Source organism: Leisingera aquimarina DSM 24565, assembly GCF_000473165.1.
Taxonomy (GTDB): domain Bacteria; phylum Pseudomonadota; class Alphaproteobacteria; order Rhodobacterales; family Rhodobacteraceae; genus Leisingera; species Leisingera aquimarina.
Window position 1 is genome coordinate 2,401,063 of sequence record NZ_KI421504.1, and the last position, 17,416, is coordinate 2,418,478.

The window sequence follows — 17,416 nt, forward strand, 5'->3', positions numbered from 1 at the left end:
GGGCGTGCACACATGCCACCTCGGCACTGGCGTGTTCCGCCACGTCCCTGCGGGACCGCATACTTGCGAAGCTAAGTTCTATCGCGGACAGTCTGCCGTAACAGAACCTGAAACAAAAAAGGGGAGGGGAAAATGCCGGCCAAGAACCGCTTTGCCGAGATGCACCAGGAGATCACCGCCTGGCGCCATCACCTGCACGAGAACCCCGAACTGATGTACGAGGTGCACGAAACCGCCGCCTTTGTGGTGCAGCGGCTCAAGGAATTTGGCATCACCGATATCACCACAGGCGTCGGCCAGACCGGCGTGGTTGCGGTGATCGAGGGCAAGACCAACTCCTCTGGCCGCGCCATCGGCTTGCGCGCCGACATGGACGCGCTGCCAATCCCTGAGTCCTCGGGAGTGGGCTACGCCTCGAAGACACCTGGCGTGATGCATGCATGTGGCCATGACGGCCACACCTCGATCCTGCTGGGGGCGGCTAAGTATCTTGCAGAAACGCGGAATTTCGATGGCAAGGCGGTGCTGATCTTCCAGCCCGCAGAAGAAGGCGGCGCAGGCGGCAAGGCGATGTGCGACGACGGTATGATGGATCGCTGGGGCATTCAGGAGGTCTATGGCCTGCACAACATGCCGGGCCTTCCAGTGGGCGAATTCGCCATCCGCCCTGGCGCGCTGATGGCGTCATCGGACGAATTCAACATCACCGTAACGGGCAAGGGAGGCCATGCCGCCGCGCCGCATGATGCCATCGACACCACGCTGGTGGCCTCTCAGATCGTGGTCTCGCTGCATTCCATCGTGTCGCGCAACGTGGACCCGGTGAAACGGGTGGTGCTCACCGTCGGCACTTTTGAAACCGACAGCACGGCTTCGAACGTAATCGCCCATACTGCCAAGCTGCAGGGCACCGTCCGCTCGCTGGACCCCGAATACCGCACCCAGGCCGAAACTTGGGTGCGCCGGGTCGCCGAAAGCACGGCGGCGGCCTTTGGCGCCACGGCCGAGGTCGAATGGGTTCCCGGCTACCCCGTTACAATCAATGACGAAAACGGCACCGCCCATGCAGTGGAGGCGGCGCAGGCGGTCTCCGCCAAGGTCACTGCCGAGACCCCGCCGATCATGCCGTCCGAGGATTTCTCCTACATGCTGGAGCAGCGCCCCGGCGCCTATATCTTCCTCGGCAACGGCGACACCCAGATGTGCCACCACCCGGCCTATGTCTTTGACGACGAAGCGATTCCCCTGGGATGCAGCTGGTTTGCCGAGCTGGTGGAACGAAGAATGCCCGCGGCCTGAGGCTGCGGGAAAAGACAACCAAAGGAGTGAGAAATGCCGGTCAAGAACCGCTTTGCCGAACTGCAGGATGAAATCACCGCCTGGCGCCGTGACATCCACGAAAACCCCGAAATCCTGTTCGAAACCCACCGCACCAGCGCCCTGGTGGCAGAGAAACTTCAGGAATTCGGCTGCGACGAGGTGGCGACCGGCATCGGCCGCACCGGCGTGGTGGGCGTGATCAAGGGCAAGGCAGACACATCGGGCAAGGTGATCGGGTTGCGCGCCGACATGGACGCGCTGCCGATCCATGAGCAGACCGGGCTGGACTACGCCTCCAAGACCCCCGGCGCGATGCATGCCTGCGGCCACGATGGCCACACCGCAATGCTGCTGGGCGCCGCCAAGTACCTGTCGGAAACCCGCAATTTCGATGGCACCGTGGTGGTGATCTTCCAGCCCGCCGAAGAAGGCGGCGGCGGTGCCAAAGTCATGTGTGATGACGGGCTGATGGACCGCTGGGGCGTGCAGGAGGTCTATGGCTTGCACAACTGGCCGGGCCAGCCGCTGGGCACCTTTGCCATCCGTCCCGGGGCTTTCTTTGCGGCCACCGACCAGTTTGACATCACATTCGAGGGCCGCGGCGGCCATGCTGCCAAGCCGCATGAGACCGTGGACACCACCGTTCTGGCGGCGCAGGCCGTGCTGGCGCTGCAGACCATTGCCTCGCGCAATGCCGATCCGGTGCATCAGATCGTGGTCTCGGTGACCTCGTTTGAGACGTCGTCCAAGGCGTTCAACGTGATCCCGCAGAAGGTGCAGATCAAGGGTACCGTGCGCACTATGTCCAAGGAGATGCGCGACCTCGCCGAGACCCGCATCAACGAGGTCTGCAACGGCATCGCCGCGACCTTTGGCGGCACTGCCGATGTCACCTATCACCGCGGTTATCCGGTGATGGCAAACCATGATGAGCAGACCGAATTTGCAGCAAAGGTGGCGGCCAGCGTGTCCGGCTCCTGCGAAGATGCGCCGCTGGTGATGGGCGGCGAGGATTTTGCCTTCATGCTGGAAGAGCGTCCGGGCGCTTATATTCTGATGGGCAACGGAGATACCGCGATGGTGCACCATCCAGAATACAACTTCAACGACGACGCCATTCCGGCAGGCTGCAGCTGGTGGGCGGAAATTGCCGAGCAGCGGATGCCTGCGGCTTGATTTAGACGAGAGCGGGAGGGGGCTGTCTGTCCCCTCTTGAGCTTGCAGCTCAATTCACCCCTGAGGGTTAGTTGAAGTATTGCTTCTTTTCTCATCTCTGAGAGGATGAGGGGGGTCGGCTCCTCGGATGGCCATTCAGGGAGTTGGTGGCGGACAGGCCTCCCCGAGGTATGTCTCAGGACCCGGTCGCGACGTATTTAGCGCCCCGCTACATCTATCAGGCTATCGGCTTGGTAAAAGGGGCCTTCGTAGCTGAACATAGTCAAGGATCACGACAAAGAAATTGGACGTATTTATGATGATGCAGATGTGCACCTGCATCGTTGCATTCGAAGTTTCCAATTCCGGCCTGACAGTTCACAGCTTGCCTGATGGTCAACAGGTCATCATCCCTAACACTGACGTAGCGGTAACGAAGCTGCTCAAGGCAAGAGCCAAGCTCTGTTCGCGGCTTGTCGTCTGCGAAGCTTCCGGCGGTGATGAGCGCCTTACTCTGAACGGCTGCGTTGCGCTCGGCCTGTCTGTTCATCGCGCATGATACGCGGACCCGGAACTTCGCACGGCATCTCAGCCTCGCTGCCAAGGTCGATGCTTTAGACGAACGGACGCTGGAACAATATGCCGCAAAGCCTGCGGGATTACGGCCCTGGCAATTGCCAGGAGCGGAATTGGTTGAGTTGCGGGCATTGCGGCGCCGGCGTGATAATCTGGCCCAGATGATCCGTACCGAACAAAAGTGACTGAAACATGCACAAACGAAGGAAGTTCAACGTTCATTGAAACGGTATGTCCGAACCATGACGAATGAAGTCGAAGAATTGGATGCGCGCATCATCGCCACCGCTTTCACAGCTAACTCTCGGCGCTGAGCTGGCCGTATCACTTTTCCAAGAGCCTCCTTCAGCAAGTCGTTCTGCATGCTGACGTCGGCGGACATGCGCTTCAGCCGGCGGTTCTCCTCGGCCATTGCCTTCATCTCGCTGATAAGGCATGGCATCCATGCCACCATACTTGGCGCGCCATTTATAGACGGTGGCGCTGCTCATGCCGTGCTCCCGGCACAGCCCGGACACCGGCACCCCATGCTCCATCTGCCGCAGGATGCCCATGATCTGGGCCTCAGTGAAACGTGTCTTCTTCATCGGAAACTCCTCAGTCATCCTGCAGAGAAAATTCCACTTCCGCATCCCCCTAAGATCGGGGGGATTACCCACTGAGACGGCAGGTTGTTCACGTAGTCCATCCTTGCCGGAGAAAGGTCGGCCCCGGGTATGGAGATCGGCGCAGTTCCCACGGAAGATGATCCGAGCAAGACTAAGAGGTTAATGCTCCAGCATTTCGCGGTAGATGGCGACCAGCGTATTGGCCTCCTTTTCCAGCGCGAAATTGGTCATCGTGTGCTTGCGTGCCGCCTCTGACCAATCTGACAGCTGCCCTTCCGTCGAGAGCACCTTGTTGATGGCCTCGACCATCTGGCCCACGTCACCCGGGTCAATCAGCAGGCCGGTTTCGCTCGGCGCAATCAGCTCTTCAAAGGCACCGACCCGGGTGGCCACCGCCGGCACTCCGCAGGACATCGCCTCCAGCGGGGTGAGGCCAAAGCCTTCCCAGCGCTGCGGCGCCACATAGAGATCCAGCGCCTGGTACCAGCGGGAGACCTCCCAGACCGGAACTTCGGGCGGGAACAGCAGGCGTTCTGACAGGCCTGCGGCCTTCACCTTGGCGCGCAGCTCCTTTTCGAAAGCCACGTGTTTTTCGGTGGCGCGGCCCATCACCAGGCCCACCGTCTGGGGGTGGGCTTTCAGCACCTCCAGCATGGCGTCGACAAAAACATCCGTGCCCTTCTGTGCCCGGATCCGACCATAGCAGCCGATCAGGATGGCATCCTCCGGCAGGCCCAGCTCGCGGCGCAGTGCGCGTTTGTCCGCGGGCGGGGAGAACTCTTCGGTATTAATCCCGTGATGAACCACCTGAACCGGGTTTTCCAAATAGGCAGCCCCCTTGGCCGAGGTAGCGATCACCCGGTCCATCTGCGAGATCAGCCATTTGGTATAGCCGGAGTGGTGCCGTTGCGAGGCGGAGGTGAACAGCAGTTTCAGCCGTTTGCCCAGCAGGTACTTCAGAGCCAGCCCGCCCAGCATTTCCACATTCCGCCGGGCGTGCCAGACGCGGGCGCCGGCCGGGCCGTTGCTGTTCATGAACACGAGCTGCGAAACCGACAGATGCGGCATCTCCCCCGGCAGGCCGCTGCCTGCGGTGGCAATGGCGATTTGCTGGCGCTGCAGCGGCACCAGCCGCACGATGGTAGAGGTGACGCCGGACAGGCGGCGCTTGAAATTCGGCGCGATGACTTCGACCGTATTGGCGTCAGTTTTTGCCATCATGGCCTCCATCGCGGGGCAGAACCGCCAGCAGGGCGTCCACCGTCTTGTCCAATTGATCCGACTGGCGGGAGATGAATTGCCGGGCAGCATCACAGGCAGCCTGGAAGGCCTGCGGATGTTCCAGCCAGGTGGCAACCTGATCGGTCAACTCTGCCGCGGACCGCACCTCAGCCGCGGCGCCAAGCGCGGTCAGTTCGGCATAGGTTTCGGCGAAATTGTAATGTCCGGTGCCGGTGATCACAGTGGCGCCCGCCTGCATCGGTTCAAACGGGTTGTGGCCGCCGATTTCACGCAGGGAGCCGCCCAGGAAAACCAGCGGGCTGAGGGCATACCAGGTGCCAACCTCGCCCAGAGTGTCCGCCAGATAGACCTGGGTGGCAGTCCCGGGCATGACGCCCTTGCTGCGCCGTGCGCAGGACAGGCCTGCGCCCTTCACCAGAGCTTCTGCCTCATCGCCGCGCTCGGGGTGGCGGGGAGCAAGCAGCAGGCAGAGGTCCGGGTGCTTCCTCAGCAGCGCCTTATGTGCCTCCAGCACGGTCTCTTCCTCGCCCTCGTGGGTCGAGGACGCGATCCAGACCGGGCGTTCACCGATGTTTCTACGCAGCTTTTCAAGGCTGTCCTGGTCGACCGGCAGCGGCGCTGAGACGGCCTTGAGGTTGCTGCCCGGGCGGACGCGCTTGGGGTTGGCGCCCATCGCCTGCAGGTTTGATGCGGTTTTTGCATTTTGTGTCACCAGCAGGTCGAATTGCCCCAGGATGTAGCGCGCCGTTTCCGGGCGTTTCTTCCAGCCTTCCACAGACCGGTCCGACAGCCGCGCATTCAGCAGCACCAGCGGGCAGCCGCCCTTGCGCGCCCGCACCAGCATTTGCGGCCACAGTTCGCTTTCGACAAACACCCCCAGATCGGGGCGCCAGTGCGCCAGAAACCGGTCCACCGCCGAGGTTGTGTCCAGCGGCGGGAACTGATGACGGCAGCGCGGCGGCATCCGTTTGGCAATCAGCTCGGCAGACGTTGGCGTGCCGGAAGTGATCAGAAATTCCGCGTCCGGCGCCTGTTCTCCCATCCGCTTGATGAGCGTGAGCACCGACAGGCTCTCGCCGACCGAGGCGGCGTGGAACCAGATCAGCTGCCCGGCGGGACGGGGCAGGGAGGCGTGGCCAAGGCGTTCGCGCACGCGCGCCTCCGGCAGGCCGTAACCACGCAGCTTGCCCGCCACCTTGCGCCAGGCAAAGGGAGCAATCAGCGCGCTGGCGCCGCAATAAAGGGAGTAAAGCAGCGTCGGCCGCGCGGGCGAGTCACTGGACATGATCAGCCGCCGGTGTGGCTCATGTGGCGGGACATCTGGCCGCCGGCCTCCTGCCGGGAATAGTCAAAGTCATGGCCGCGGGGCTTGTCGCCGATGGCGGCGCGGATCGCGGCCTCCAAGACGCCGGTGCCTTCCTCGTTTGCGCGCAGGGGCGCGCGCAGGTCAGCCTTGCCCTCCTGACCCAGGCAGGTGTAAATTTCACCGGTGCAGGTCACCCGCACCCGGTTGCAGCTTTCGCAGAAGTTATGGGAAAGCGGGGTGATGAAGCCGATCTTCTGGCCGGTTTCCTCCAGCCGCACATATCGCGCCGGACCGCCGGTGCGCTCAGCCAGATCGGTGACGGTATAGTGGTTTTCGTATTCCGCACGCACGTCTTTCAGCGACCAGTACTGGCCGATGCGCTCCATGGCGCCGATATCTTCGCCCATCGGCATGACTTCGATCCATGTTAGGTCGAGGCCGCGTTCGGCGCACCATGCGGTGATCGCGGGCAGTTCTTCTTCGTTGAAGCCTTTCAGCGCCACGGCGTTGAGCTTGACCTTGAGGCCGGCCTTCTGGGCGGCATCAATCCCTTTCAGCACCTGCGGCAGGCGGCCCCAGCGGGTGACATTGGCGAATTTCTGTTCGTCCAGCGTGTCGAGCGAGATATTCACCCGGCGCACCCCGGCGGCATAAAGGTCATCGGCGTATTTCGCTAGCTGCGAGCCGTTGGTGGTCAGCGTCAGCTCCTTCAGGGCGCCGGTGTCCAGATGGCGGCTCATCGACTGGAAGAAAGTCATGATGCCGCGCCGGACCAGCGGCTCACCGCCGGTGATCCTGAGCTTCTCAACGCCGAGCCGGATGAAGGTGGAACACAGCCGGTCCAGCTCCTCCAGCGTCAGCAGATCCTTCTTGGGCAAAAATGTCATATTCTCGGACATGCAATAGACGCAGCGGAAGTCGCAGCGGTCGGTGACCGAGACACGCAGATAAGTGATTGCGCGGGCGAAGGGATCAATAAGCGGAGCTGTCATGCCTCCTAGGTAAAGCGGGGCACCGCCCGCGGCAAGAGGGGGACGGCTTTTACCGCTGGCAAAGAGTTTCGCGCAAAGCTAGGGTCGCCTCATGCGTATGACAGTCATTTCCCTTGCTTCGATTTCCTTGCTGGCTGCTTGTAACGGGATCCAGCTGAATTCTTCCATCCTCGGCGGCCAGGGGGCACCGGCGGCGGCAGAGCCGCAGGATCCGGTGCTGCAGCCGGGCCCCGGCGTCGATGTGGTTGAGGCGGACCCTGCCGCGCCGTCGTTCCGCGGCTCTGCAACCACGGTTGCCTCGCTGGGCGATCCGTCACTGCCTGGACTGTGGATGGAAACACCGCTGGTGGCTGCTGAACAGCAGGCGTTGGTGCGCACCAGCCGCAATACCCAGGTGGTGCTGACGCTGAAACCGGCACCTGGCGCGGAGTCAGGCGGCAGCCGTCTGTCGATCGGCGCCATGCGTGCACTGCAGCTGCCGCTGACAGAACTGGCCGAAGTGCAGGTGCTGCCCTCGGGCTGATCTTTCTTGAGAGCGGCGAAGCGCCCGCCCTCTTGGGGCGGGGGCGGGCACTGCCCGGCTGACGCCGGGCGGATCCGCGGCGGGGTTAGGCGTCCTTCAGGTACTTGGCCGCTTCCTTGCGGGCGAAGGCTTTCATCGCTGGTCCGTGTTCCGCCAGGAAGGCGGACGTGCGGTCCGCGTCATGTTTGCTGAGGTCGCGGAGCCACCAGCCGATGGCCTTTTGGATGAACCAGTTCCGGTCCGGCACATAAGAGGCCGCCCAGCCCAGGACGCGTTCGCGGTGCTGCTGGTCTGCGGGCTTCAGATTGTTCATCTTGGCCCAGGGCAGGGTGGCCACAAGGGCGGCGCGCCGGGACCACATGTGATCTGACTGCGTCCAAACCTCGACCGTGGCCAAGCGGTCCGGCATGGCCTGCAGCCGTTTTGAAATGGCGGAACAGGCGTGATCTGCGATGGCCCAGCTGTCAAAATCCGGCACCCAGGATCGCAGCAAGTCCCATGCGGCTGCGTCTTCCTTGATCCGCGCTTGGGTCAGCAGCTTGGCGGCGGCGATGCGGGCTTCAAAGATATTGGTGCCCCACAGGGCACTTGCCAGCTCCACGTGTTGTTCCAGGTTCAGCGACTTCCGCCAGGATTTGGTCAGCTCATTGGTGGCCGGATTTGGCACTCCCAGTACTTCGCGGCTTTGCTTGTGATAGGCGGCCATCTGATCGGCCCTGCCTGGTTCGGCCAAAACTTTGAGTTGGTCCAGATGCGTGTCCAGCATGTCATGGCCTGCCACGGAAGTCACACCGGCACCCCTGTGGGCTGGCCATCAATGGTAGATTGGTTCCTGTCCGCCCAATAGGCGCGGATTTCGTCGTCAGATTTGTTATCGACCCATTTTTGCATGGTGTCGCGCTCGGACTGATACTCCATGAAGGGCACCGCATAGCCACAGGAGGTCTGCACCATGTCCACTGAGACATCAAAGATCTGCCGCGCACTGCGGTGGGCCGGGAACAGGGCGGCCAGTTCATCCCAGCCGTCATCACCAGCGTGCAGGATCTTGGCGGTGCCGTAGGTCCGCAGGATCATCGGGCGGGTGGTGAAGGAACACCACATCAGGGTGATCCGATTCACATCCAGCAAGTGGCCCGCTGTTTCATTGCCGCTGCCGGTCAGGTTCATCCAGACAATCCGGTCCGGCCCCAGCACCCGCAGCGAATCCATCCCCTTGGGCGAGATGTTCACGCGGCCCTCAGGCCCAGCAGAGCCGATGAAGAACATGTGCTGCTCTTCTATAAATTTGCGGTGCGTGTCTTCGATCTGCGGGAACTGCTTGGCCATGAGTTACTCCACCGTTACGGATTTCGCCAGATTGCGGGGCTGATCCACATCGGTGCCCTTGGCAACTGCGGTGTGATACGCCAAGAGTTGTGCCGGGATCGCATAAAGGATCGGCGTCAGCGCTTCCTTGATGCGGGGCATCCGGATGGCGCACCAGACATCCTCACCGGCCTCGTCGATGCCGTCCTGATCCGAGATCATCAGCACCTTGCCCTTGCGCGCGAGCACTTCCTGCATGTTGGAGACGGATTTGTCGAACAGCGTGTCTTTGGGCGAGAGAACCACCACTGGCATATGCTTGTCGATCAGCGCAATAGGTCCGTGCTTCAGCTCGCCGCTCGCATAAGCCTCGGCGTGGATGTAGCTGATTTCCTTCAGCTTCAGCGCGCCTTCCAGTGCCAGAGGGAACATCAGGCCGCGGCCCAGGAACAAGACGTCGCGGGCTTCGCTGACCTTTTGTGCCGCCTGGCGGATCGCTTCGTTCTGTTCCAGCGCGGAAGACAGCACATTGGGCAACCCGCGGATCGCGGTGGCGTAGTCTGCCATTTCCTCAGCGCTGAGATGGCCGCGGTCGCAGGCGGCTTTCAGCGCCAGCGCCAGCAGTACTGTCAGTTGGCAGGTGAAGGCCTTGGTCGAAGCCACACCGATTTCCGGCCCGGCATAAATCGGCAGCGCCAGATCGCTTTCCCGCGCGATGGAGCTTTCGGGGACGTTGACCACCGACAGGATCTTGTCCGCCTTTTCCTGGCAATAGCGCAGGGCGGCGAGGGTGTCGGCGGTTTCGCCCGATTGGGAGACAAACAGCGCCAGCGTCTTGCCGGGGATCGGCGGCTCGCGGTAGCGGAATTCCGAGGCGATATCGACCTCGACCGGCAGCCGGGCGATCTGCTCGAACCAGTATTTGGCAGTGACGCAGGCGTAATAAGCGGTGCCGCAGGCGACCATGGTCAGCCGTTCGACCTGAGAAAAGTCTACGTCTCCGGGCAGGCGGACGGCATCTTCTTCAACCGGCAGGTAGTGGCGGATCGCCTCGGCAATTACATGCGGCTGCTCGGCGATTTCCTTGGCCATGAAATGCTTGTGCCCGGCTTTGTCGACCTGGGTGGCGTCGATCTGGATGGTTTTGGTTGCGCGGTTCACCAGTTCACCGTTCGCACCGCGGATTTCGGCGCCCGCGCGGGTGACAATGGCGCGGTCGCCTTCCTCCAAATAAGTGATCTGGTCGGTAAACGGTGCCAGGGCAATTGCATCGGAGCCCACAAACATCTCACCGTTGCCATGGCCGATCGCCAGCGGCGAGCCTTTGCGGGCAGCGATGATCAGGTCTTCCTCGCCTTCAAGCAGAAAGGCCAGCGCAAAGGCGCCTTCCAGCTGATCCAGTGTTTTAAAGGCGGCCTCTGCAGGAGAGAGGCCCTCCTGCAGGTAACGCTCGGTCATCAAGGCGACGGTTTCAGTATCGGTCTCGGTGCGGAATTCCATGCCGCAATTCAACAGTTCGGCGCGCAGGTCCTTGTAGTTTTCGATGATGCCGTTGTGCACGACGGCCACGGCGCCCGCGCGGTGCGGATGCGCGTTGCTGACCGAGGGCGCGCCATGGGTGGCCCAGCGGGTGTGGCCGATGCCGGCTTTGCCGGCCAGCGGCTCATGCACCAGCAGATCGCTGAGGTTCACCAGCTTACCCACGGCACGGCGGCGGCGCAGTGCGCCGTTGTTCACGGTGGCGATGCCTGCGCTGTCATAGCCGCGGTATTCCAGCCGTTTCAGTGCCTCGACCAGGATCGGGGCGGCCTCGTGATTACCCAGTACGCCAACAATTCCGCACATCACTTGGCTCCCTTCTGCAGGTGGGCCTTCTTGGCGCGCAAGATATCCATCAGCTTGCGCGCGCGGCCCGGTTTGTTGGTCTGTTCGGCGCGGGCCAGGGCCAGATCGCCGTCTTCGACATTCTTTGTGATCACCGCGCCAGTGGCGGTCATTGCCTCGTTGCCGACCCGGACCGGCGCCACCAGCATGGTGTTCGATCCGATAAAGGCGCGGGCGCCGATCTCGGTACGGTGCTTCATCACCCCGTCATAGTTACAGGTAATCGTGCCCGCGCCAATGTTGCTGGCTTCTCCAACCGACGCATCGCCAATATAGCTGAGATGGTTGACCTTGGCGCCTGCGGCGATTTCGGCGTTCTTGATCTCGACAAAGTTTCCAATGTGCGTGTCCTCGGCCAGTTCCGCGCCGGGGCGCAAGCGGGCATAGGGACCAACCTTGGCTCCGCGGCTGGCATGGCAGCCTTCCAGATGCGAGAACGCCCGGATCAGCGCACCGCTTTCCACCGTGACGCCAGGGCCGAAGACCACATTGGGCTCGATCACCGTGTCCCGCCCGATGATGGTGTCAAAGGCCAGGTATACGGTGTCCGGTGCCATCAGAGTGACGCCCAGATCCAGCAGCTCGGCCCGTGCGCGGGCCTGAAACAGCGCATCCGCCTGCGCCAGTTCGGCACGGGAGTTGACACCCAGTGTCTCGGCTTCATCGCAGGAGACCGCTGTCACTTTCAGCTTTTCCCGCCGGGCCAGCTCCACCAGATCGGTCAGGTAATATTCGCCCGAGGCGTTTTCATTGCCGACCTTGGCAATCAGATCAAACACCGCGCGTGCCTTGCCGGCCATCAGGCCGGAGTTGCAGAAGGTGAGAGCGCGCTCCGCGTCGCTGGTGTCCTTGAACTCGACAATCCGTTCCAGGCTGTCGCCGTCCATCACCAAGCGCCCATACCGGCCGGGATCAGCGGCCTCGAACCCCAGAACCACCAGATCAGCGCGCTGGCGGGCCTCGACCATGCGTTCCAGTGTCTCTGCGCTGACAAATGGCGTGTCGCCATACAGCACCACCACATCGCCCTCGAATCCGTCCAGTGCCGCACGCGCCTGGTCCACGGCGTGGGCGGTGCCCAGCTGCTCTTCCTGCAATACGACCTCTGCCGTTTCGTCAATTGCAGCAACGGCTTTTCGCACTGCCTCTGCCCCGTGGCCTGCAACGATAATGGTGCGCTCCGGCTCCAGCGCGCGGCCCGCGGCCATCGCATGCTCCAGCATCGGCGCCTGGGCGATCGGGTGCAGGACTTTGGGAAGGTCAGAGTTCATCCGGGTGCCTTTTCCGGCCGCCAGGATGACAAGGGCAATGCTCATAATCGCTTTTCTCTTTGTCTTTTTTTCGCTCCCGTTTTATCCGCTGAGGGGCGGGGCGCAAGAGATAGCGCCATCAAACAAGATTGCGGGCTGCAACATGCGGCAGCGGAAATGCGCCGAAGGGGCAGGACATGCGAACAGTTATCTTCGATCTGGACGGCACGCTGGCCGATACTTCCGGTGATCTGCTGGCGGCGGCCAATGCTTGTTTCCGGCAGATGGGGCTGGGCGATGTGCTGAGCCATCCCGAAGACGCCGGTGTTGCCCTGCGCGGCGGCCGCAACATGCTGGCTACTGGCCTGAAGCGGGCCGGCCGGTTTGATCACGCTACTGTGGACGAATTCTACCCGGTGCTGCTGGAAGCCTACCGCGATGCCATCGACCACCACACCGTGCTTTACCCTGGCGCGATGGCGGCAGTGGAAGCGCTGAAGTCTGCAGGTTTTGGTGTCGGTATCTGTACCAATAAGCCCGAGGCGCTGGCGGAACAGCTGCTGCGCAGCCTTGGTGTTCGCGATGTCTTTGCCTCGTTGGTGGGGGCAGACACGCTGCCGGTGCGCAAACCCGACCCTGAGCCGTTGTTTGAGGCGGCCCGGCGGGCAGGCGGCGATCCGGCGCGCACGCTGCTGGTCGGAGACAGTGACACGGACCGCAATACATCTGCCAATGCGGGCGTGCCGTCGGTGCTGGTGACCTTTGGTCCGGCAGGTGATGACATGGAGGCGCTGCAGCCAGAGGCGCTGCTGGACCGCTATGAAGACCTGCCGGCGGTTGCGGAGCGGCTGATTGTGTGATCCCGCAACTTAGTTTCGGGAAACTCGGCCAAACGGCTTCCCTCTTGACCCTTGCCGGGCGGCGGCTCACAAACGCCGCATGAGCGAGACATTTTCCGGGTCTTTCACCCAGCAAGAATCCATCCCCGAAGACGCCATCGAGGCTGCACTGGCGGTGCTGCGCAGCGGACGGCTGCACCGTTACAACGTAGCGGAGTGCGAGGCAGGGGAAACTGCACTGCTGGAGCAGGAGTTCGCGGTGCAGATAGGGGCGAAATACTGCCTGGCGGTGGCCTCGGGGGGGTATGCGCTGGCCACGTCTTTGCGCGCAGTCGGGGTAAAAACGGGCGACAAGGTGCTGACCAACGCCTTCACACTGGCGCCGGTGCCGGGCTCCATCGCCTCGGTGGGTGCGGAGCCGGTGTTCGTCGAGGTGACCGAGGATCTGACCATCGACCTTGACGACCTTGCCGCCAAGGCGGATCAGGCCAAAGTGCTGATGCTGTCGCACATGCGCGGGCATCTGTGCGACATGGACCGTTTGATGGAGGTCTGCGACGCCGCCGGCATCATCGTGATCGAAGACTGCGCCCACACTATGGGAGCGTCCTGGAACGGTGTTCAGTCAGGCCGTCACGGTGCGGTGGGCTGCTATTCCTGCCAAACCTACAAGCATGTGAACTCGGGCGAGGGCGGGCTGCTCATCACCGACGATGAAGAGATCGCCGCCCGTGCCATCATGATGTCCGGCTCCTACATGCTTTATGGCCGCCATCTGGCGGCGCCGGGGCCAGAGGTGTTTGAGCGGGTGAAATATGAGACCCCCAACATCTCGGGCCGGATGGACAACCTGCGTGCCGCCATCCTGCGGCCGCAGCTGAGTGACCTGGAAACCCAGGTGCAGCGCTGGAATGACCGCTACCGCGAAGTTGAGAACGGCCTGCGCGGCACGCCGGGCTTGACCGTGGTGGAGCGTCCTGCGCAGGAAGTCTATGTCGGATCCTCGATCCAATTCCTGCTGATGGACTGGTCCGAGGAGGCCGTGCGGGAGGCGGTGCGCCGCTGCGCCGCCCGCGGGGTTGAGCTGAAATGGTTCGGCACAGCGGAACCGGTGGCCTTTACATCCCGCTATGACAGCTGGCGCTATGCAGAGACGCCGCGCCTGCCGCAAAGCGACCGCATCCTGGCCGGTATCATCGACATGCGGGTGCCGCTGACCTTCAGTGTGGAGGATTGCGCTCAGATCGCCCGAATTATCCGCGCCGAGGTTTCCGCCGTCTATCAGTCCGCCTGATAAAGCGGCACCGTTGAGATCGATACCTTGGCGGATCCGTCAGTCAGCTCAGCCGCGTGGGCAGCATAGATCAGGGTCTGGTTGGCTTCGTCGAAGATGCGCTTCACCCGCAGTGACTTCAGGATGATGGAGCGGGACGCCCGGAACACGTCCTCGCCATCGCGGCCGCGGTCGATGTCACCGACTGTGATCGGTCCGGTCTGACGGCAAGCGATTGAAGCGTTGGATGGATCTTCGAACCAGTTTCCCTTGGAGAGACGGTCCAGCAGCCCGCGCTCGAAATAGGCGATGTGGCAGGTCACGCCGCTGACCTTTGGGTCGGCGATAGCCTCGATGATGATATCATTGCCGACCCAATCGACGCCGATCTGCCCGACCTCCTCAGCTGCGGCGGGCAGGCTCAGCAGGCAGGTCAGGACTGCCGCGGTGCGGTTCAATCGTTTCATCAGTTTGTTTCCTCGCTATCTGCTTTGTACCAGTCCGTCCGGTTACTGCTAACCCAACGCGCACAATCAGCAAAACGATCCGGGGAACCTTTTCCTGGAAGCGGACGCGGTCTCTTCGCAACAGCGTGAAAGCGCGCCCTCAGACAGAAATGATATCGAGGAGAGCACAATGCTTACGCCCAAATGCGCCCTGGCTGCTTCCGCTTTTGGCCTTGCTGGCCGCCCCCGTGTGGGCCGGCGTCCAAGTGCAGGCAGTGACCGACCTGAACCTGCGTGCAGGCCCGGGGCCGCAGCACGAGATCATTGGCGTAATCTCTGCCGATGGTTCGGTTGACCTTGAGGGCTGCTTTGAGGAAGGCAACTGGTGCAGGGTCGATATGAAGGTGCGGACGGCTGGGCCTATGGTGAATACCCGACCGGCACTCTTTCCGGCACTTATGTGCCGGTTGTTGCCAAGGACAACCCGGTCAAATTCAACATACGTCACGTATACCAGCACGGAAACTGGCGAAGACGATGCTGCGCTGGGTGCTGTTGGCGGTGCCATCACCGGCGGCCTGATTGCAGGCCCGGCAGGCATTGTCGCCGGGGCCATTGCGGGCTCACTCGCGGGTGAGGCTGCGGTGCCGGTCGGGAAGGTGGTGACCTATGTGCGCAGCAACGCCACCGAACCGGTTTACGTGCAGGGTGAGTTGGTGACAGGTGATCATGATCCCAGAAGAGGTCCAGCTGACCGAGGTTCCGGGAGCCAATTACCGTTACGTCTATCTCAAATCCCTGCCGGTACTGGTTGAGGCGGACAGCCGCACTGTAACCGATGTCATCCGCTGATCCGGTTGGTGCAGTCTGATGCGGGCGGCTTTTCAGGGGCCGCCCCTTGCCGTTTGAGCTGCCTTGCAGGAACACGATTGACCCGAATCGTGGCCTCGTCTATTGAATTGAACAAGTGTTCATATAATCGGCTGTATCTGGAGGCTCCGCGGGATGTTCAACGCTAGCATGACTTTTGATCTTGGTGAGGATGTGAACGCACTGCGCGACGCGGTTCACCGTTGGGCGCAGGACCGCGTCAAGCCGATGGCGCAAGAGATCGACCAGAACAACCAGTTCCCTGCAGAGCTTTGGAAAGAGATGGGCGAGCTTGGCCTTTTGGGGGTTACCGTGCCGGAGGAATTCGGCGGTGCCGGCATGTCCTATCTGGCCCACACGGTCGCGATCGAGGAAATCGCCCGTGCCAGCGCCTCTGTTTCGCTGTCCTATGGCGCGCACTCCAACCTCTGCGTCAACCAGATCAAGCTGAACGGGAATTCCGAGCAGAAAGCCAAGTATCTGCCGCGGCTGATCTCGGGCGAGCATGTCGGCGCGCTGGCGATGTCCGAAGCAGGTGCGGGATCCGACGTGGTCTCGATGTCGCTGCGGGCGGAAAAGCGCAACGATCACTTCCGCCTGAATGGCAACAAGTACTGGATCACCAATGGGCCGGATGCCGACACCCTTGTGGTCTATGCCAAAACCGATCCTGACGCCGGTTCAAAAGGCATGACGGCCTTTCTGATTGAAAAAGAGATGAAGGGCTTCTCCACTTCCAAACACTTTGACAAGCTTGGCATGCGCGGCTCCAACACGGCTGAGCTGGTGTTTGAAGACGTGGAAGTGCCGTTCGAAAACATCCTGGGCGAAGAGGGCAAGGGCGTGCGCGTGCTGATGTCCGGCCTGGACTATGAACGCGTGGTGCTGGCAGGTATCGGCACCGGCATCATGGCCTCCTGCATGGACGAAATGATGCCCTACATGGCGGAGCGCAAGCAGTTTGGCCAGCCGATCGGGAACTTCCAGCTGATGCAGGCCAAGATCGCCGACATGTACACTGCGATGAACTCCGCCCGTGCCTATGTTTACGAGGTCGCCAAGTCCTGCGACAAGGGCACGGTGACCCGCCAGGACGCGGCGGCCTGCTGCCTTTACGCATCGGAAGTTGCGATGACCCAGGCGCATCAGGCGGTGCAGGCCTTTGGCGGCGCGGGCTACCTGTCGGACAACCCGGTTGGCCGCATCTTCCGCGATGCCAAGCTGATGGAAATCGGGGCCGGTACCTCTGAGATCCGCCGCATGCTGATCGGCCGCGAACTGATGGGAACCATGTAATGAAAACGGGCCTGTTGTTAGCTTTGCTGATGGCGGGCACTTCCGTCATGGCGCAGGAGGTGCATTTCTCCTCCGGTGCGACGGCGGCTTGCGTCGCGGGTGCGGCCAATCAGGACGCAAGGCGCGGCTGCTTAGGAACTTCGGCGCAGCACTGCATGGGGGAGACGCCGGATGGCTCCACTACCGTTGGTATGATGGGGTGTCTGGATGGCGAGCGCAGCTATTGGGATCAGCGGCTGAACCGCGCCTACAAGTCAATGCGGACCAAGGCCGAAGCCTTGGATGCTGAAATGGAGGAACTCGGTTCTGCGGTGCCAAAGACAGCGCCGGCGCTCCGCGGCATGCAGCGGGCTTGGATCATCTATCGCGATGCCACATGTGATTTCGAAAGATCGCAGTGGGGTGGCGGAACGGGCGGCGGACCGGCAGTGCTAAGCTGCCTGATGCGGCTGACCGGAGAGCAGGCGCTCTATCTGGAAGATGCCTGGTTTGGCGAATAGCCGTTCACAAAGTGACGCTGGCGGACAC

The 17,416-nt window shown here is 62.1% G+C and carries 17 protein-coding genes and 1 pseudogene; 9 read left to right on the forward strand and 9 right to left on the reverse strand.

The annotated features are described in order from the left end of the window. Nucleotides 1-132 precede the first annotated feature (132 nt). The 3 genes from AQUI_RS0115905 (at nucleotide 133) to AQUI_RS0115915 (ending at nucleotide 3,034) form a co-directional block, all read left to right on the forward strand. The gene (locus AQUI_RS0115905) at nucleotides 133-1,299 is read left to right on the forward strand and encodes a M20 aminoacylase family protein (RefSeq protein WP_027258391.1); all 1,167 of its coding nucleotides are present in this window, start codon (nucleotides 133-135) and stop codon (nucleotides 1,297-1,299) included. Nucleotides 1,300-1,332: 33 nt separating this feature from the next. Next, nucleotides 1,333-2,496, forward strand: a complete 1,164-nt coding sequence (locus AQUI_RS0115910) for a M20 aminoacylase family protein (RefSeq protein ID WP_027258392.1) — start codon at nucleotides 1,333-1,335, stop codon at nucleotides 2,494-2,496. A 295-nt stretch (nucleotides 2,497-2,791) separates the two neighbouring features. Next, nucleotides 2,792-3,034, forward strand: a complete 243-nt coding sequence (locus AQUI_RS0115915; protein ID WP_027258393.1) for a hypothetical protein — start codon at nucleotides 2,792-2,794, stop codon at nucleotides 3,032-3,034. A 297-nt stretch (nucleotides 3,035-3,331) separates the two neighbouring features. Here AQUI_RS0115915 and AQUI_RS30110 read toward each other — a convergent pair. The 4 genes and pseudogenes from AQUI_RS30110 to moaA all read right to left on the reverse strand — a co-directional run. Then, nucleotides 3,332-3,638 (reverse strand): annotated as a pseudogene (locus AQUI_RS30110) (transposase); the annotation flags it as partial. Between the two features lie 180 nt (nucleotides 3,639-3,818). Then, entirely contained in the window at nucleotides 3,819-4,877 is a 1,059-nt protein-coding gene (locus AQUI_RS0115925; protein ID WP_027258394.1) for a glycosyltransferase family 4 protein, read from the reverse strand. Beyond that, nucleotides 4,864-6,186, reverse strand: a complete 1,323-nt coding sequence (locus AQUI_RS0115930) for a 3-deoxy-D-manno-octulosonic acid transferase (RefSeq protein ID WP_027258395.1) — start codon at nucleotides 6,184-6,186, stop codon at nucleotides 4,864-4,866. The genes AQUI_RS0115925 and AQUI_RS0115930 overlap by 14 nt, the downstream gene beginning before the upstream one ends. A gap of 2 nt (nucleotides 6,187-6,188) precedes the next feature. Further along, complete coding sequence (moaA, locus tag AQUI_RS0115935; protein ID WP_027258396.1) at nucleotides 6,189-7,199, reverse strand: GTP 3',8-cyclase MoaA; 1,011 nt, start codon at nucleotides 7,197-7,199, stop codon at nucleotides 6,189-6,191. A 91-nt stretch (nucleotides 7,200-7,290) separates the two neighbouring features. Between moaA and AQUI_RS0115940 the strand changes: the two genes are divergently transcribed. Then, nucleotides 7,291-7,722, forward strand: a complete 432-nt coding sequence (locus AQUI_RS0115940) for a hypothetical protein (RefSeq protein ID WP_027258397.1) — start codon at nucleotides 7,291-7,293, stop codon at nucleotides 7,720-7,722. A gap of 85 nt (nucleotides 7,723-7,807) precedes the next feature. Here AQUI_RS0115940 and AQUI_RS0115945 read toward each other — a convergent pair whose 3' ends face one another. From AQUI_RS0115945 to glmU, 4 genes are read right to left on the reverse strand one after another with little or no spacing between them, the layout of a single operon-like run. Next, the gene (locus tag AQUI_RS0115945) at nucleotides 7,808-8,488 is read right to left on the reverse strand and encodes a DNA alkylation repair protein (RefSeq protein WP_027258398.1); all 681 of its coding nucleotides are present in this window, start codon (nucleotides 8,486-8,488) and stop codon (nucleotides 7,808-7,810) included. 20 nt (nucleotides 8,489-8,508) lie between these two features. Further along, nucleotides 8,509-9,051: a pyridoxamine 5'-phosphate oxidase family protein gene (locus AQUI_RS0115950; protein WP_027258399.1), complete on the reverse strand. Its 543-nt coding sequence runs from the start codon at nucleotides 9,049-9,051 to the stop codon at nucleotides 8,509-8,511. Nucleotides 9,052-9,054: 3 nt separating this feature from the next. Next, nucleotides 9,055-10,875, reverse strand: a complete 1,821-nt coding sequence (gene glmS / locus AQUI_RS0115955; protein WP_027258400.1) for a glutamine--fructose-6-phosphate transaminase (isomerizing) — start codon at nucleotides 10,873-10,875, stop codon at nucleotides 9,055-9,057. Continuing rightward, nucleotides 10,875-12,230, reverse strand: coding sequence for a bifunctional UDP-N-acetylglucosamine diphosphorylase/glucosamine-1-phosphate N-acetyltransferase GlmU (gene glmU, locus AQUI_RS0115960; protein WP_027258401.1), 1,356 nt, complete (start codon nucleotides 12,228-12,230; stop codon nucleotides 10,875-10,877). Before glmU ends, glmS begins: the two co-directional genes overlap by 1 nt. A gap of 131 nt (nucleotides 12,231-12,361) precedes the next feature. On the opposite strand from glmU, the gene AQUI_RS0115965 reads away from it, so the two are divergent. Both AQUI_RS0115965 and AQUI_RS0115970 read left to right on the forward strand, forming a co-directional pair. Beyond that, the gene (locus AQUI_RS0115965; RefSeq protein ID WP_027258402.1) at nucleotides 12,362-13,024 is read left to right on the forward strand and encodes an HAD-IA family hydrolase; all 663 of its coding nucleotides are present in this window, start codon (nucleotides 12,362-12,364) and stop codon (nucleotides 13,022-13,024) included. Nucleotides 13,025-13,103: 79 nt separating this feature from the next. Further along, nucleotides 13,104-14,297, forward strand: a complete 1,194-nt coding sequence (locus tag AQUI_RS0115970) for a DegT/DnrJ/EryC1/StrS family aminotransferase (protein ID WP_027258403.1) — start codon at nucleotides 13,104-13,106, stop codon at nucleotides 14,295-14,297. Here AQUI_RS0115970 and AQUI_RS0115975 read toward each other — a convergent pair. Beyond that, nucleotides 14,285-14,743, reverse strand: a complete 459-nt coding sequence (locus tag AQUI_RS0115975; protein WP_051371916.1) for a CreA family protein — start codon at nucleotides 14,741-14,743, stop codon at nucleotides 14,285-14,287. The two genes, AQUI_RS0115970 and AQUI_RS0115975, sit on opposite strands and share 13 nt — an antisense overlap. A 708-nt stretch (nucleotides 14,744-15,451) precedes the next feature. On the opposite strand from AQUI_RS0115975, the gene AQUI_RS30115 reads away from it, so the two are divergent. The 3 genes from AQUI_RS30115 (at nucleotide 15,452) to AQUI_RS0115990 (ending at nucleotide 17,388) form a co-directional block, all read left to right on the forward strand. After that, nucleotides 15,452-15,574, forward strand: coding sequence for a DUF1236 domain-containing protein (locus tag AQUI_RS30115; protein ID WP_084294436.1), 123 nt, complete (start codon nucleotides 15,452-15,454; stop codon nucleotides 15,572-15,574). A gap of 153 nt (nucleotides 15,575-15,727) precedes the next feature. Continuing rightward, a complete protein-coding gene (locus AQUI_RS0115985) occupies nucleotides 15,728-16,888 on the forward strand; it encodes an isovaleryl-CoA dehydrogenase (protein ID WP_027258405.1) in 1,161 nt (386 codons plus the stop codon). Beyond that, the gene (locus tag AQUI_RS0115990) at nucleotides 16,888-17,388 is read left to right on the forward strand and encodes a lysozyme inhibitor LprI family protein (RefSeq protein WP_027258406.1); all 501 of its coding nucleotides are present in this window, start codon (nucleotides 16,888-16,890) and stop codon (nucleotides 17,386-17,388) included. Before AQUI_RS0115985 ends, AQUI_RS0115990 begins: the two co-directional genes overlap by 1 nt. Nucleotides 17,389-17,416 lie beyond the last annotated feature (28 nt).

Bases quoted from the DNA above. Each gene is read 5' to 3' on its own strand.
- AQUI_RS0115905 (WP_027258391.1), top strand. From the start codon at position 133: ATGCCGGCCAAGAACCGCTTTGCCGAGATGCACCAGGAGATCACCGCC.
- AQUI_RS0115910 (WP_027258392.1), top strand. From the start codon at position 1,333: ATGCCGGTCAAGAACCGCTTTGCCGAACTGCAGGATGAAATCACCGCC.
- AQUI_RS0115915 (WP_027258393.1), top strand. From the start codon at position 2,792: ATGATGATGCAGATGTGCACCTGCATCGTTGCATTCGAAGTTTCCAAT.
- AQUI_RS0115925 (WP_027258394.1), bottom strand. From the start codon at position 4,877: ATGGCAAAAACTGACGCCAATACGGTCGAAGTCATCGCGCCGAATTTC.
- AQUI_RS0115930 (WP_027258395.1), bottom strand. From the start codon at position 6,186: ATGTCCAGTGACTCGCCCGCGCGGCCGACGCTGCTTTACTCCCTTTAT.
- moaA (WP_027258396.1), bottom strand. From the start codon at position 7,199: ATGACAGCTCCGCTTATTGATCCCTTCGCCCGCGCAATCACTTATCTG.
- AQUI_RS0115940 (WP_027258397.1), top strand. From the start codon at position 7,291: ATGCGTATGACAGTCATTTCCCTTGCTTCGATTTCCTTGCTGGCTGCT.
- AQUI_RS0115945 (WP_027258398.1), bottom strand. From the start codon at position 8,488: ATGCTGGACACGCATCTGGACCAACTCAAAGTTTTGGCCGAACCAGGC.
- AQUI_RS0115950 (WP_027258399.1), bottom strand. From the start codon at position 9,051: ATGGCCAAGCAGTTCCCGCAGATCGAAGACACGCACCGCAAATTTATA.
- glmS (WP_027258400.1), bottom strand. From the start codon at position 10,875: ATGTGCGGAATTGTTGGCGTACTGGGTAATCACGAGGCCGCCCCGATC.
- glmU (WP_027258401.1), bottom strand. From the start codon at position 12,230: ATGAGCATTGCCCTTGTCATCCTGGCGGCCGGAAAAGGCACCCGGATG.
- AQUI_RS0115965 (WP_027258402.1), top strand. From the start codon at position 12,362: ATGCGAACAGTTATCTTCGATCTGGACGGCACGCTGGCCGATACTTCC.
- AQUI_RS0115970 (WP_027258403.1), top strand. From the start codon at position 13,104: ATGAGCGAGACATTTTCCGGGTCTTTCACCCAGCAAGAATCCATCCCC.
- AQUI_RS0115975 (WP_051371916.1), bottom strand. From the start codon at position 14,743: ATGAAACGATTGAACCGCACCGCGGCAGTCCTGACCTGCCTGCTGAGC.
- AQUI_RS30115 (WP_084294436.1), top strand. From the start codon at position 15,452: ATGATCCCAGAAGAGGTCCAGCTGACCGAGGTTCCGGGAGCCAATTAC.
- AQUI_RS0115985 (WP_027258405.1), top strand. From the start codon at position 15,728: ATGTTCAACGCTAGCATGACTTTTGATCTTGGTGAGGATGTGAACGCA.
- AQUI_RS0115990 (WP_027258406.1), top strand. From the start codon at position 16,888: ATGAAAACGGGCCTGTTGTTAGCTTTGCTGATGGCGGGCACTTCCGTC.